General features: G+C 69.3%; 11 protein-coding genes. 7 read left to right on the top strand and 4 right to left on the bottom strand.

Annotation, left to right across the window (positions count from 1 at the left end):
* The first annotated feature begins 14 nt into the window (after positions 1–14).
* The 3 genes from ACGFU7_RS21320 (at position 15) to ACGFU7_RS21310 (ending at position 6,015) form a co-directional block, all read left to right on the top strand.
* Positions 15–1,166 (top strand): XdhC family protein, encoded by a 1,152-nt coding sequence (locus tag ACGFU7_RS21320; RefSeq protein WP_393697566.1) that lies wholly within the window; start codon positions 15–17, stop codon positions 1,164–1,166.
* A 105-nt stretch (positions 1,167–1,271) separates the two neighbouring features.
* Positions 1,272–5,036, top strand: a complete 3,765-nt coding sequence (locus ACGFU7_RS21315; protein WP_393697565.1) for a S8 family serine peptidase — start codon at positions 1,272–1,274, stop codon at positions 5,034–5,036.
* A gap of 250 nt (positions 5,037–5,286) precedes the next feature.
* Positions 5,287–6,015, top strand: coding sequence for a DUF4097 domain-containing protein (locus ACGFU7_RS21310; protein ID WP_393697564.1), 729 nt, complete (start codon positions 5,287–5,289; stop codon positions 6,013–6,015).
* Here the strand turns inward: ACGFU7_RS21310 and ACGFU7_RS21305 are convergent.
* Positions 6,002–7,234 (bottom strand): MFS transporter, encoded by a 1,233-nt coding sequence (locus tag ACGFU7_RS21305; protein ID WP_393697563.1) that lies wholly within the window; start codon positions 7,232–7,234, stop codon positions 6,002–6,004. The genes ACGFU7_RS21310 and ACGFU7_RS21305 overlap by 14 nt on opposite strands.
* A 318-nt stretch (positions 7,235–7,552) precedes the next feature.
* On the opposite strand from ACGFU7_RS21305, the gene ACGFU7_RS21300 reads away from it, so the two are divergent.
* The 3 genes from ACGFU7_RS21300 to ACGFU7_RS21290 all read left to right on the top strand — a co-directional run bounded on the left by ACGFU7_RS21300 (position 7,553) and on the right by ACGFU7_RS21290 (position 9,228).
* On the top strand, positions 7,553–7,807 hold the full coding sequence (locus ACGFU7_RS21300) for a DUF664 domain-containing protein (protein WP_393697619.1): 255 nt from the start codon (positions 7,553–7,555) through the stop codon (positions 7,805–7,807).
* A gap of 146 nt (positions 7,808–7,953) precedes the next feature.
* Positions 7,954–8,622, top strand: coding sequence for a class I SAM-dependent methyltransferase (locus tag ACGFU7_RS21295; RefSeq protein WP_393697562.1), 669 nt, complete (start codon positions 7,954–7,956; stop codon positions 8,620–8,622).
* A 27-nt stretch (positions 8,623–8,649) separates the two neighbouring features.
* Positions 8,650–9,228 carry a dihydrofolate reductase family protein gene (locus tag ACGFU7_RS21290; RefSeq protein WP_393697561.1) on the top strand — a complete coding sequence of 193 codons (579 nt, stop codon included), beginning with the start codon at positions 8,650–8,652 and terminating at the stop codon, positions 9,226–9,228.
* Here ACGFU7_RS21290 and ACGFU7_RS21285 read toward each other — a convergent pair.
* Positions 9,195–9,848 carry a TetR/AcrR family transcriptional regulator gene (locus ACGFU7_RS21285; RefSeq protein WP_393697560.1) on the bottom strand — a complete coding sequence of 218 codons (654 nt, stop codon included), beginning with the start codon at positions 9,846–9,848 and terminating at the stop codon, positions 9,195–9,197. The genes ACGFU7_RS21290 and ACGFU7_RS21285 overlap by 34 nt on opposite strands.
* Positions 9,849–9,961: 113 nt before the next feature.
* Between ACGFU7_RS21285 and ACGFU7_RS21280 the strand changes: the two genes are divergently transcribed.
* Complete coding sequence (locus ACGFU7_RS21280; protein ID WP_393697559.1) at positions 9,962–10,387, top strand: nuclear transport factor 2 family protein; 426 nt, start codon at positions 9,962–9,964, stop codon at positions 10,385–10,387.
* A 97-nt stretch (positions 10,388–10,484) separates the two neighbouring features.
* Here ACGFU7_RS21280 and ACGFU7_RS21275 read toward each other — a convergent pair whose 3' ends face one another.
* Positions 10,485–11,849 carry an MFS transporter gene (locus ACGFU7_RS21275; protein WP_393697558.1) on the bottom strand — a complete coding sequence of 455 codons (1,365 nt, stop codon included), beginning with the start codon at positions 11,847–11,849 and terminating at the stop codon, positions 10,485–10,487.
* A gap of 233 nt (positions 11,850–12,082) precedes the next feature.
* Positions 12,083–13,636, bottom strand: a complete 1,554-nt coding sequence (locus tag ACGFU7_RS21270; RefSeq protein ID WP_393697557.1) for a peptidoglycan-binding protein — start codon at positions 13,634–13,636, stop codon at positions 12,083–12,085.
* Between the last annotated feature and the right edge of the window lie 165 nt (positions 13,637–13,801).

Genomic DNA, 13,801 nt, shown 5'->3' with positions numbered 1-13,801 from the left:
GAAGGAGAAACGCCATGCTGGACATCGCCGAAGAGCTCAACCGGTGGGTCGAGCAGGGACGCGACTTCGCCGTGGCCACCGTCGTGGCGGTCGGCGGCAGCGCGCCCCGGCAGCCGGGAGCCGCCCTCGCCGTCGACCGCGAGGGAACGGCGATCGGATCGGTCTCCGGCGGGTGTGTGGAGGGCGCGGTGTACGAACTGTGCGGGCAGGCGCTGGACGACGGCACCACAGTGCGCGAACAGTTCGGCTACAGCGACGAGGACGCCTTCGCCGTCGGACTGACCTGCGGCGGCGTCATCGACATCCTGGTGACACCGGTCCGTGCGGACGATCCCGCACGGGCGGTGTTCGCCGCCGCGCTCGCCGCCTCCTCACGGGGAGAGGCCGCGGCGGTCGCCAGGATCACCGACGGGCCCGCGGAACTCCTCGGCCGCCCCCTGCTCGTCCACCCGGACGGCTCGTACGAGGGCGGGCTCGGCGGACACCCGGAGCTGGACCGCACCGCTGCGGCCGACGCCCGCGCCATGCTGGACGCGGGCCGCACCGACTCCGTCACCATCGGCGCCGAGGGTTCGCGCTGCGGGCAACCGCTCACCCTGCTCGTCGAATCGAGCGTCCCACCGCCCCGGATGATCGTCTTCGGGGCCATCGACTTCGCCTCGGCGCTCGTCCGGGCGGGAAAGTTCCTCGGCTACCACGTCACATTGTGCGATGCCCGCCCCGTCTTCGCCACGAAGGCCCGTTTCCCGGAGGCCGACGAGCTGGTTGTCGACTGGCCGCACCGCTACCTCGCGACGACCGACGTCGACGTGCGCACCGTCCTGTGCGTCCTCACCCACGACGCCAAGTTCGATGTCCCGCTGCTGGAACTGGCGTTGAAGCTGCCGGTGGCGTACGTCGGAGCGATGGGCTCGCGCCGCACCCATCTGGAGCGCAACGACCGGCTGCGCGACGTCGGCGTCACGGAGCTGGAACTGGCCAGGCTGCACTCGCCGATCGGCCTCGACCTCGGCGCCCGTACGCCCGAGGAGACCGCGCTGTCGATCGCCGCCGAAATCGTCGCCGACCGGCGCGGCGGCAGCGGCGTACCGCTCAAGGGCGCACACACCCCGATCCACCACGAGGGCGGCCGGCCGCCGACCGGACTGATCACGTCCGTGGCCTGAACCGTTCCGCGAACCATGATTGTCCGTGGGCGGGTTGCCGCCACGGCGGCTTCACGCCAGGTGTGAACGCAACCGTGGCTGTGGTTTTGCCTTTAGAACAGCTGCATGACATTCACCCCCTCCTCCGCTTCCGGCCGGGCGAGACCCGCTCGTGCGGGACGCAGGGCTCTGCTCATAGCGACTTCGGTCGCCCTGGTGAGCGGCGCACTGCTTCCCGCGGCGGGCTCCGCTTCCGCTTCCGCCGCCGCAGGCCAGTCCAGGCCCGTCGACCGCCAGGCCGCCGATCCCGTCAAGGAGTACGACATCACCCTGCTCACGGGTGATGTCGTGCACTACTCGGACGGCGTCGGCAAGCAGGACACCGTCACCGTGGACCGCCCTGACGGAGCGGTCGGCGGCGTGCATGTCCAGCAGGCCGGTGACGACCTCTACGTTCTGCCCGACGAGGCCAACTCCCTGCTTGCGGCGGGGAAGCTGGACCGCCGGCTGTTCAATGTCTCGGCCCTCGCCAAGATGGGGTACGACGACAAGAAGTCGGGTGGCATCCCGCTGATCGCCACCTACTCGGCGAGCCAGGGCCGTTCGCTCCCCGCCGTCCCTCGTGGCGCGACGAAGATCCGCACCCTGGACAGCATCCACGGCGCCGCGCTGAAGGCCGAGAAGGACACCACCCGGGCCTTCTGGGACGACATCGCCCGCACGCCCACGGCCCGTTCGCTGGACAACGGCATCGCCAAGCTCTGGCTCGACGGCCGGGTGGAGGCCGCGCTCAAGGACTCCGTTCCGCAGGTCAACGCCCCGCAGGCGTGGGCCGAGGGCTACGACGGCAAGGGATCCAAGGTCGCCGTCCTGGACACCGGCATCGACGCGACCCACCCGGACGTCAAGGACCGCATTCTCGAAACAAAGAGCTTCGTGCCGGGCGAGGAGGTCGTCGACAAGAACGGCCACGGCACGCACGTCGCCTCCACGATCGCGGGCTCCGGCGCCGCCTCGGAGGGTGTCAACAAGGGCGTCGCCCCGGGCGCCGGCCTGATCATCGGCAAGGTGCTCAGCAACGCGGGATCCGGCGCGGACTCCGGCATCATCGAAGCCATGGAGTGGGCGAAGGCCGAAGGCGCCGATGTCGTCTCCATGAGCCTCGGCTCCAGCATCCCGGACGACGGCTCCGACCCGATGTCCCAGGCCGTCGACGCCCTTTCCGCCGACGGCGGTCCGCTGTTCGTGATCGCCGCGGGCAACGCCTACGGCGCGGGCACGATCGGCTCGCCCGGCTCGGCGGAGAAGGCGCTCACCATCGCCGCTGTCGACAAGCAGGACAATCGCGCGGACTTCTCCTCGATGGGCCCGCTCGTCAGGTCCTACGGCCTGAAGCCCGACCTGTCCGCACCGGGTGTGGACATCAACGCGGCCGCCTCGCAGTCGGTCCCGGGCATCAGCGGGATGTACCAGTCGATGTCCGGTACGTCGATGGCGACCCCGCATGTCGCGGGCGCCGCAGCCATTCTGAAGCAGCGTCACCCCGACTGGTCCGGTCAGCGGATCAAGGACGCGCTGATGAGCTCGTCGAAGAAGCTCGACGCGTACACCCCGTACGAGCAGGGCACCGGCCGGCTCGATGTGAAGGCGGCGGTCGACACCACGATCGAGGCCACCGGCTCCGTCGCGGTCGCCTCCTACGACTGGCCGCACTCCGCGTCCGACCCGGTCGCCCAGCGGACCATCACGTACCGCAACACCGGTACGAAGGATGTCACGCTCGACCTGGCCACGGACACGGACGCCGACGCCTACACCCTGTCGACGAAGCAGCTGACCGTCCCGGCCGGTTCCACCGCCGAGGCCGTGCTCTCGCTGGACCCGTCGAAGGTCGCGAACGACACCCAGTTCTCCGGTCAGGTCATCGCCAAGGACGCGGCCGGCACCGTTGTCGCGCACACCGGCTTCGCCCTGAACAAGGAGCAGGAGCTGTACGACCTGACGCTCAGGCTCCGTGACCGCGACGGCAAGCCGATGGACGGCCAGGTCGTCCTCGGCGCGCTCGGTGACCCGAACCTGGGCATCGTCCAGGTGTCGGGTGAGACCACGCTGCGGCTGCCGCCGGGCAACTACAGCGCCTGGACGTCCGCGGACATCGCCGGTGACCGCGCCGACTCGAAGGCCCTGGCCTTCCTCGCGGCACCCGAGACGATCCTCGACAAGGCGACCACGGTCACCCTCGACGCGTCCAAGGCCCGCAAGGTCAGCGTGCGGACGCCGCAGGAGACCGAGACCCGGCAGCTGCGATATGACATGGCACGTACCGCACCGGATGGCACCGTCCAGCGCGACGCTTACCAGATCCCGTTGACGTACGACCAGCTGTGGGCCAGCCCCACCAAGAAGGTCACACAGGGCAGCTTCTCCTTCCTGACCCGCTGGCGGCAGGGCGAGAAGCAGCTGGACCTGACGGCCGAGGGCCGTGATGTGCGGGTCGCCGCGCAGGGCGGTGCGGCCATTGCCGAGAACAGTGAGAAGAAGCTGGCCGGTGTCTTCGCGGGCAACGGCGCCGTGGCCGACTACAAGGGCCTGAACGTCAAGGGCAAGGCCGTCGTGATCCGCCGCAGTGACGCGGTCGTTCCCGCCGACCGGCTCGCCAATGCGGTGGCCGCGGGCGCCGAGGCGCTGTTCGTCGTGAACGACGGCGACGGCGTCCTGATGGAGAGCTACACCCCCTACGGAACCAAGGGCACCATCCCGGTCGCCTCGGTCCAGCGCCTGGCGGGCGAGAACCTGATCAAGTCCGTCCAGCACGGTGCGAAGCTGACGATCGATCAGCGTCAGTTCGCCCGTTACATGTACGACCTGGTCGACCGCCACGACGGCGTCATCCCGGACCGCTCGCTGGAGTTCGCCCCTTCGCCCCGTCAGCTGGCGAAGGTGGAGAACACCTTCTACGGCCACAAGGGCGTGCTCGGCGCGGGCTTCCGCTACGACATCCCGGACTACGGGCCCGGCCTCGGCTTCCAGGAGTACGAGAAGTTCCCCGGCACCCGTACCGAGTGGGTGAACCCGCTTCCCGGCGCTTCCTTCTGGTACGAGGACCACTCGATCTTCAACGCCACCGAGACGGACTTCGCGCAGGAGATGCGCAGCGGCGACCTGGACTACACGGCGGGCCGCACCTACCCCGCCGAGTGGTTCGCGCCGATCACCCGTCCGCGTCTGGGCACCGGCTACTGGGGTCCGTTCCGTTCCGTCCGCAACGACATCCAGTTCAACTTCACCCCGTGGACGGACTCGGGTGCGGGCCACTCGGGCTCCATGTACGCGGACGAGTACGAGACCACCACCACCGCCTTCTACCAGGGTGACACCCTGATCAAGAAGGTTGCGGGCCGGGCCGGATACGCCGGGGACGTCTCGCCCGAGAAGCTGCCGTACCGCTTCGTGCTCGATTCCACCCGGGACGGCGATGTGTGGAAGACGTCCACCCGTACGCACACCGAGTGGAACTTCGTCTCGGGTGCCATGGACGAGAACGGCCCGTACCAGGCCGACATGCCGATGCTCCAGCTGGACTACAAGGTCGACACCGACCTCGCCGGTGACGTCGAGGCCGGCCGGTGGACCGAGATCGGTCTCTCCTCCGGTACGCAGGAGTGGCTGGACGGTGCGGTGAAGGCGAAGAAGGCGTCGCTGTCGGTCAGTTACGACGACGGCAAGAGCTGGAGCGCCGTCGATGTGCGCAAGACCTCCGAGGGTAACTGGACCGCCCGGTTCAAGACGCCCGCGAAGGCCGGCGGCTTCGTCTCGATCAAGGCGCACTCCGAGGCCGGGGGCGGTCTCGGCATCGACCAGGAGATCATCCGGGCGTTCGGCCTGAAGTGACCTGCTGAGGTTCGCACTTGAGGCGGCCGTATACCCCTGAGCGGGGCGTGCGGCCGCCACTTCTGGCGACTGGTGCGGCTCCCCGGAATGAAATTGACAGGCCATCACCATGACGTGGACCGGCGGGTATTCCCCCACCCGAGCCGGGGGTTTGCCCCATGGTCGCCGCGGACGCCCGTGGATAGCGTGCGCTGTGCACCGGCCCCGAGTGGGCCGGAGACCAGGCTGATTGGGATCCAGGGGGAGATTCATGCGTCACCGGCTCAGGGCGTTCATGGCGACGACGATGGTGGGAAGCGGTCTGATCGGGCTCGGCGCGTGCGGCCTGATCGACTGGAACACCTTCGAGGACGACGCCCATGTGGCGCAGAAGATCACCTCCGTCCGGCTGGATCTCGGCTCCGGCCGGGTGAATCTGCGGGGCGGGGCAAAGACCACCGAGGTGTCGCTGCACCGCTCGGTCCGCTATCGGGGGGACAAGCCCGAAGGTGCGTCGCACCGGGTCGAGAACGGTGTTCTGGTGCTGGGCGGCTGCGGCCGTCAGTGCTCGGTGTCGTACACCGTCGAGGTGCCCGAGGACATCCCGGTCTCCGGCGGGGCCTCGTCCGGCTCCGTGGTTCTGGCCCGAGTGGGGCCGGTGAACGTGACCACGCACTCCGGACGGATCGAGCTGGACGGAGTGACCGGCCCGGCCGATGTGCACACCTCGAACGGCCGGATCGAGGGGCGCGGCCTGGCCGGTCCCGTCCGGGCCCGGACCTCCAACGGCCGGATCGAACTGACCCCGGTGAACCCGCAGGATGTCCGGGCCAGGACATCCAACGGGGCCATCGTCGTCACTGCGCCGGCGGGCAGGTACGTGGTCGCCGCCAGCACCGACCACGGTCACGAGGACATCGGCATCGCCAATGACCCGGCGGGCGACCACAGGATCGATCTGGCCACTGCCAACGGTTCCATCACGGTCAGGAACGGTTGATCGCGCCGCGCGCCACCGCAGCCGCACACAGCAGCGCAGGGACCGCCGCGACCGCGAAGCAGACGGCCGGCGGCAGGCGGCCCACCAGCAGACCCACGGCCGCGGTGCCCGCCGAGGACCCGGCATTGACCGCGGTGTTGACCCATGCGCCCGCCTGTGTGCGGCTGTCCGCGCCCACGGACTCGTCCGCGACGAGATACGCGGTGGTCAAGGCCGGCGCGACGAAAACCCCGGCGGCCGCGACCACAGCGACCAGCACATACACATGGGGCGACATCCCGGCCACAACCATCGCCACACCGAGGCCGACGGCCGGCACCGGCAGCCGTACCCGGTTCGACGCACGCCAGGAGACCGCACCGTAGGCGAGTCCGCCGACCGCGCTTCCGGCGGAGAGGGCGGCCAGCACCCACGCCACCGCCGCGCCCCGGTGGTGCTGCTCGGTGAACGCCACCACCAACAGGTCCAGCGCACCCAGACACAGCCCCACGGTGGCTGCCACGAGCGCGGCGTGCCGCAGCCCGACAATGCCGAGCAGTCGCTGCCCGCGCGGCCTGTCCTGCGGCGCGGCGGTCTTCTCCGTCGACGGTGTCGCGCCGATTCCGCGCACCGCGGGCGAGGACACCAGCGCCAGCGCGCCCACCAGCACGAGCGCGGCACTGATCGCGACACCTGCCGCGGGGACGGTGAACCTCATCACCAGGCCCACGAGCAACGGCCCGGTGACGAACAGCAGTTCCTCGGCGACACCGTCCAGGCTGTACGCGCGCTGCAACAGCTCCCGTTCTGGGACGAGGCTGCTCCACAGGGTCCGCATCACCGGTCCCAGCGGCGGAGTGCAGGCGCCTGCCGTCACGGCGAGCACCCACAGCAGGAGCGAGGAGGCGCCCGGCCGCCAGGTGATGTATGCCAGGGCGGCGAGCAGCGCGGCGTAGACACCGGCCATCGGCGGCAGGGCCCGGCGCGGCCCGTATCGGTCGATCAGCGCGGCACGGGCGGGGGACAGGAAGACGCTGGCAGCCCCGAACAGAGCCATGACGGCGCCCGCGACGGAGTACGAGCCGGTGGCATCCTTCACCGCCAGCATCAGGGAGAGGGAGACCATCCCGTACGAGAGCCGCCCCAGCAGAGCGGCACCGAAGGTGCGGGAGGCGTGACGGGTACGCAGGACGGTGGCATACGAAGGGGCGCGCGAAGGCGCGGGTGAGGGCGAAAGCATGAGGACGTTCCTCGTGAGGGCAGCGCGGCATACAACGCTGCGGGCATGCGGGGACACCGAAGTGCCGCACCCGGTGGGACGGGGTGCGGTCAGAGCGGGGCCCTACGCACGGGGGAGGAACATGCCCGCCAACTTAGCAGGGCGCGGAATGCGGGTGGAGGGTCGTTCCAGTGCCGCATCGGCCGAAAATTGCTGTGAGGTGTGACATCGGCTCGGGTGGCCTCGGCGCCCATGTCGTCCTCCCCTTCCCGAAATCGCTCTCCCTACGACGCGGTCGAGTGGACTCGGCTCGTCGGCTGGCTCGACATGTAGCGGGCGATCGCCCGCTGGAAGTGCGGTGGGCTTTCGGAAGCGGACGCCCATCGGTCCGTCCTCCCGTCCTCGCCCCACATGGCAGTGGGGGGTGTCATGTCACACCTTCGATGGGCCGAGCACGTCCGGTACGAGGTGGTCCTGGTGGGCCGCCCGGCCGCGGGCGGGTCGTGCTCGGCGGCGGTGACGACGATGTCCACGTCGGAGAAGGGGGGCAGCTCGGCATCGTCCGGCAGGCCGACCGTCGAGCCGCTGAAGTAGGCGCCGCGGAAACCGGGATCGGACCGAGCATGCTCGTTGACCCACCGCACAGCGGCCGCTCGGGCCGTACCAACTCTCACGCCGAGTCCCTTCACCGGGCCCAGGCCACCCACCCGGTCGGAGCGCCGGGCTGATGGAATCCAGGCATGACGAACCTGTTGCGCCGAGTCTTCCAGGCCCTCGATCGCTTCAACGCCGACCACCCCTGGGACCACAACACCCACTACCACCGATGGATCCTGCGGCAGCTCCCCGGCAGATGCGACAGCGCCCTGGACGTCGGTTCCGGCAGCGGAGAACTGGCCCGACTCCTGGCGACACGGGCCAAGGCGGTGCACGGAATCGACTCAGACCCCGACATCGTGGCCCGGGCCCGTGAACTGACCGCCCCGGCCGCCCCGGTGACCTTCACCGTCGCGGACGCGCCGACCGGGATACCGCCCGGCCCGTACGACGTCATCATCTGCGTCGCCACCGTCCACCATTTGCCGTTCACCGATGCTCTCACCCGTTTTCGTGAGCATCTGGCACCAGGTGGAACACTGGTGGTGGTTGGCCTCTCCCGGGAGGCGACCCTCGGCGATCACCTGCTGAGTTTCACCTCCATTCCGCTGAATGCCGTCATGGGCTGGCTCAAGAACAAAGGGCGCAGGGCGCCTCGCCCGGATTCGATGACCGCCAGGACCCGGCCGGCGGAGATGACCTTCTCCGACATCGTTCGCGAGGCGCGTCAGGTGTTGCCGGGTGTGAGGCTGAGCCGTCGGCTGTTCTGGCGCTACACACTCGTATGGCGCGACGGCTGCGGCGAGGGCTGACTGCGACGAGTAGTGAGGACCGGACTGATGAGAAAGATCGTTCTGATGATGTCGATGTCCCTCGACGGCTTCATCGAGGGACCGGACCGTGAGATCGACTGGCACCTGGTCGACGACGAACTGCACAGTCACTTCAACGAGCATCTCAGTACCATGGGCGGCTTCCTGGACGGCCGTGTGACCCATGAGCTCATGGCGGAGTTCTGGCCGACCGCCGACTCCGACCCGTCAAGTACCGGACTCGTGGCGGAGTTTGCCGCCATCTGGCGGAACATGCCCAAGATCGTGTTCTCCCGGACGCTGGAGCGGGCCGACTGGAACACCACCATCATGCGGGAGGTCGACGTCGACGAGATGATGGCTCTCAAGGCGCAGCCCGGCGGAGATCTGTCGCTCGGCGGTGCCGATCTCGCCGAGTCCTTCATGGGGCACGACCTGATCGACGAGTACCGCATCTACGTCCATCCGGTCCTCATCGGACGCGGCAAGCCCCTGTTTCCGGCATCGGATGCCCGGACCGGCCTCCACCTGGCCGAGACCCGGACGTTCGGCAACGGGGTCGTCCTCCTGCGCTACGAGCGCCCCGAGGTCTCTTCACCGGAATAACCGAAATCACCGGAATGAGCCGCCCTTGAGCCGGTGCCGCTCGTTTCGAAGCCGCTGCGCAGAATCAGCAGGAGCCGTTGCGCGTGATCTGCTCCGGTGCTCGCGATGGCGGCCGCGCTCGTCAGGGCGAGGAGATCGTTCGCGGTCAGATCCGGTCTCACCGCATCGACGGCGCGTGCCCTGAGCAGCAGTTTCTCGGCGGTGGCGGTCATCGACGCATGCCATCGGCCGAACAGCTCGCTACGGCGGACGTCCGGCCCCTCCGTGATGGCGAGAGCCAGGGCGCGCCTGGTCGCCACATGCACGACGAAGCTGTCGAGCCATACGAAGAGAGCCTCGGCCGCATCGGGCTCGTCGCGCAGCAGTGCGGCACCCTGCCCGCAGAGCGCGTCCACCTCGTCCGCGTACACAGCGACGAGCAGGTCACCCCGGGTGGGGAAATGCCGGTAGAGGGTCGCGTTGCCGAGGCCGGCCCGGCGGGCCACATCGTCCATCGCGGCCTCGGGGCCGTACTCTCCGAAGATCTCCTTCGCCGCCGAGAGCAGCAGCCCGGCGTTCCGCGCCGCGTCCGCTCTGCGCGGTCGCCCGACGCCGGCCCGCCGGTCTCCCGTGTGCTGCATCGAAGGCTCCAGGTCGTTGTTGAGCGGGGGCGTCCCCGCTACTCTACCCAGTTAAGTGGGGAGCTCCCCACTTAACTGCCGCACCGTCGCGAGAACTCACGAAAGGACTGGCGATGACACTCGGCGCCGAGGACCGTACGGCCATCACGGAACTGATCTCCCTGCACGGGCACCTGGTAGATGACGGTGAACTCGACCGACTGGACGAGCTGTTCACCGCCGACGTCGTCTACGACACCGCGGAGCTGGGCCACGGATCGATGCACGGGCTGGAAGCCTTCCGGGAAGCGGCCAGGGCCATAGGGGAACGCGGCCCCGTCAGTCATCACGTCACCAACATCATCCTCACCGAGGTCGATGACGATCAGGTGCGCGCCCGGTCCAAGGGGATCGGGATCAAGGCGGACGGCACGAGCGGAAGCGTGACGTACGAGGACGTGATCGTGCGCGGTGAGCAGGGATGGCGCATCAGCCGTCGCAAGATCACCGTACGACGCACGCCTCCCGGCGCGGGCAACGCGAATAAGCAGCCTGAATAAGCGGCCCGAATGACATGTCACATGCATCGCAGGTGCCTCCGGTGGATACTGCCGCGTCCATGTCGGTCGACAGCCACGGAGCACCATCCGCACACGGTCAGGCCGCCGAGGCCGCCCGCTTGGGCGCGGCGGTCGGCTCCGGGGCTGGCAGGTCGTCCCGGTGTCTCTCCCTCGTCAGTGAGATGGCGACGGCGCTGATCACGCAGACGCCCGCCAGGAACAGCGAGACGGTGCCGGTGTTCGTGCCGCCGCCCGCCGCGGAGAGCAGGCTGGTGGCGATCAGTGGGGCCAGTCCGGCGCCGAGCGTGGTGGCCAGCTGGTAACCGAGCGAGGCGCCCGTGTAGCGGGCCCGGGTGCCGAACATCTCGCTGATGAAGGCGGCCATCGGCCCGTACATCGACGCCTGGAGCAGCGGGTTGCCGATCAGATAGGCCACGGTGAGCCAGCCGACGGAACCGGAGTTGACCATCCAGAGCAGCGGGTACGCGGCGAGCGCCGAGGCGATGGCGCCCGTGATCATGACCGGCTTGCGGCCGATCCGGTCGGAGAGTGCGGCGAAGGCCGGAATGGTCGCGATGTGCACGGCGGAGGAGATGGCCTGCACGGTCAGCACGGTGGAGCGCTCGAAGCCGATGTCCAGGGCGTGGCTGAGCAGGAACGTGGCCAGCAGGGACTGCAGGACCAGGGCGCCGCAGCCGCCGAAGCAGGCGAGGAGGATGTTCTTGGGGTAGCGGCGCAGTGCGGTCAGCAGCGGGGCCTCGGCAGCCTTGCCCGCGGTCTTCGCCTCTTCGGCGGCTGCGTGCCGGGCGGCCATGAACGCGGGGCTCTCGGTGACCTTCATCCGGATGAAGAGGCCGAGCGCCAGCAGCAGCACGCTCAGCAGGAACGGCACCCGCCAGCCCCAGGAGAGGAACTGGTCCTCGGGCAGTGCGGAGAACACGGCGAAGACGACAGTGGCCAGGACCGCGCCTGCGGGCCCGCCCATGTTCGCGAAGCTCGCCGCGAGGCCCCGCCGGTGCGCCGGTGCGTGCTCCATCGCCATCAGGGCGGCGCCGCCCCACTCACCGCCGACCGCGATGCCCTGCACGAGCCGCACCGCGACCAGCAGGACCGGGGCCCAGATGCCGATGGTGGCGTACGTGGGCAGCACACCGATGATGAAGCTGGCCAGGCCCATCAGGCTCATGGTCAGCACCAGCATCGACTTGCGGCCGACCCGGTCGCCGAAGTGGCCGAAGACGATGCCGCCCAGCGGGCGCGCGACATAGCCGGCCGCGAGGGTGCCGAACGCGGCAATCGTGCCGGTCATCGGGTCGAGGCTGGAGAAGAACAGTTCGTTGAAGACCAGCGAGGCTGCCGCTCCGTAGAGCAGGAAGTCATAGAACTCGATGGCGCTGCCGACAAAGCTCGACAACGCGACTCTGCGGGCCTGGGAGTGACGCACGGCATCGTCGGTGGACATCTGGCGGCTCCGAATCATGGACATCGCGAAGGAGGCCCCTGGCGGCCTCGGTGTGCATATTGCGCACGCTTGCGTGTAGATAACGAACACCATCGGGGTGTCGTGGTGCCCTGTCAAGGGTTGTGGGGCGCGCGGGTGATGCGCGGCACGACACAAGGAGGCGCGAAGCGGCATGCGAAAGGCGGGGCGGCGCGCGATCCGCACCACCCCGCCCCGAGCCCGTGAGGTCTTCGTCAGCGCCCCGCCTGCAGCGCCGCCCAGGTGTCCGCCCCCACGACGCCGTCGGCCGTCAGGCCCCGGCTCGCCTGGTAGCCGCGCACTGCCGTAGCTGTCGTCGGGCCGAAGCTCCCGTCGATGCCGACCGTCGAGCCGAGCGCCGCGGTCAGTGAGCGCTGGAGCCGCTTCACTCCGTCGCCCGAGTGGCCCTGCTTGAGGGGCGTTGCCGGACCGGCCGACAGCAGCGCGGTCCAGGTCCTGTCTCCCACGACGCCGTCGGCCGTCAGTCCATGGGTCGACTGATACGCCATCACCGCATTCTGTGTGGCCGGGCCGAAGCTGCCGTCCACCGCGCCCACCACGTAGCCCTGCTCGCTCAGCAGCTGCTGAACCGCCTTGACCTGGGCGCCCGTCGAGCCGCTCCGCTGGGTCGCGTACGCGGTGAAGCTCAGCCCGTCACGGCTGGTATCGCCACCGGTGTCCCCGCCCACCAACTGCATATAGCGATTCCAGTCCCAGTACGGGCCCGGGTCCGTGTGGTCGTTGCCCGGCGCCTCGCTGTGCCCGATGATGTGCGCCCGGTCCTTCGGAATCCCGTACCGCTCGCACAGATACTTCGTCAGGGCCGCCGAGGAGCGGTACATCGTGTCCGTGAACCACGACGGGTCGTCGATGAATCCCTCGTGCTCGATGCCGAGCGCCGAGGCGTTCGCACTCCGTGCGTGGTACGCGGTGTCGCTGTCGCGCACCATCTGGGTGATCTGACCGTCGGAGGAACGCACCACGTAGTGGGCGCTCACTTCCGCCGTCGGGTTCTGGAACCAGCTGATCGAGCCCGCGTACGAGCCCTGCGTGACATGGATGATCACCTTGTCGATCTTCGCCGACCGGCCCGCGGTGAAGTTGTTCGCATGGGCCGGAACCCACAGCGCCGACGGGTAGTCGGGGCTCTGGGTGAGTACGTCGGCGGTGTCGAGCGACCCCTTCTGTGGTGAGACCGGACGGGCCGTCACCGAGATCTGCTCACCGCCGGGGGCGGTGGCGTAGAGCCCGTGGGCCAGGAAGGTGTACACGGTGTCGGCGTAGAGAGCGGCGGCGCTCCCCGTCGAGCCGCTGTACCGGGCGACGGCCGGGTACCAGGCGTTGACGTCGTTGCGCTCCCGGTCGTCGAGGCCGAGCTTGTCGGCGTAACTGCGCAGCACCGCCGCGCCGCCCAGGATGTTGGCCGCGGTGTCGGTGCGGAGGTCGGCGAGGGGTTCGCCGGTGAGGGCGGCCGCCCGCTCCAGCATCGGGTTGGTGGGGTTGCTCACCAGGTGCATCACTCCGTACCCGTTCGCCTGGCTGGGGCGCCCGGAGTGGCCGTCGAGACGGGTCTCGCCGTACCCGACGGCGGCGAGCAGATCACGTGGTACGTCGAACTTCGCGGCAGCCCGTGCGAACGCCCGGTTCATGGGGTGGTCGTCGGTCGGAGCGGCGAGGGCCGGGGCGCCGGTCGCGGCCAGGACTGTGGCGGTGAGGGCCGCTAGGACGGATGCGCGGAGCTTTGTGTGGGCGGCGGCTCGTCTGGGCATACCTGCTCCTGCTCTGTGGGGGAGAAGAACGGCCCCCGGGCCCGAGTGGGGTGGGCCGAGGGGCCGAAGCCCGCTCAAGGTATCGATGTGTCCAGGGCATGACAATCACTTGAACGCGTGTTGAACCCCCTTTCACCCCAATGCAGTTGAAGCAAAGGTCAGAGC

The sequence above is a fragment of the Streptomyces sp. NPDC048473 genome, from assembly GCF_043200155.1.
In the GTDB taxonomy this organism is placed as follows: Bacteria; Actinomycetota; Actinomycetes; order Streptomycetales; family Streptomycetaceae; genus Streptomyces.
The sequence above is the reverse complement of the archived record's forward strand: the minus strand, read 5'-3'. Positions and strand labels throughout refer to the sequence as shown.

Excerpts from the sequence above, each read along its gene's own strand:
- ACGFU7_RS21320 (WP_393697566.1), top strand. The coding sequence starts at position 15 with ATGCTGGACATCGCCGAAGAGCTCAACCGGTGGGTCGAGCAGGGACGC.
- ACGFU7_RS21315 (WP_393697565.1), top strand. The coding sequence starts at position 1,272 with ATGACATTCACCCCCTCCTCCGCTTCCGGCCGGGCGAGACCCGCTCGT.
- ACGFU7_RS21310 (WP_393697564.1), top strand. The coding sequence starts at position 5,287 with ATGCGTCACCGGCTCAGGGCGTTCATGGCGACGACGATGGTGGGAAGC.
- ACGFU7_RS21305 (WP_393697563.1), bottom strand. The coding sequence starts at position 7,234 with ATGCTTTCGCCCTCACCCGCGCCTTCGCGCGCCCCTTCGTATGCCACC.
- ACGFU7_RS21295 (WP_393697562.1), top strand. The coding sequence starts at position 7,954 with ATGACGAACCTGTTGCGCCGAGTCTTCCAGGCCCTCGATCGCTTCAAC.
- ACGFU7_RS21290 (WP_393697561.1), top strand. The coding sequence starts at position 8,650 with ATGAGAAAGATCGTTCTGATGATGTCGATGTCCCTCGACGGCTTCATC.
- ACGFU7_RS21285 (WP_393697560.1), bottom strand. The coding sequence starts at position 9,848 with ATGCAGCACACGGGAGACCGGCGGGCCGGCGTCGGGCGACCGCGCAGA.
- ACGFU7_RS21280 (WP_393697559.1), top strand. The coding sequence starts at position 9,962 with ATGACACTCGGCGCCGAGGACCGTACGGCCATCACGGAACTGATCTCC.
- ACGFU7_RS21275 (WP_393697558.1), bottom strand. The coding sequence starts at position 11,849 with ATGTCCACCGACGATGCCGTGCGTCACTCCCAGGCCCGCAGAGTCGCG.
- ACGFU7_RS21270 (WP_393697557.1), bottom strand. The coding sequence starts at position 13,636 with ATGCCCAGACGAGCCGCCGCCCACACAAAGCTCCGCGCATCCGTCCTA.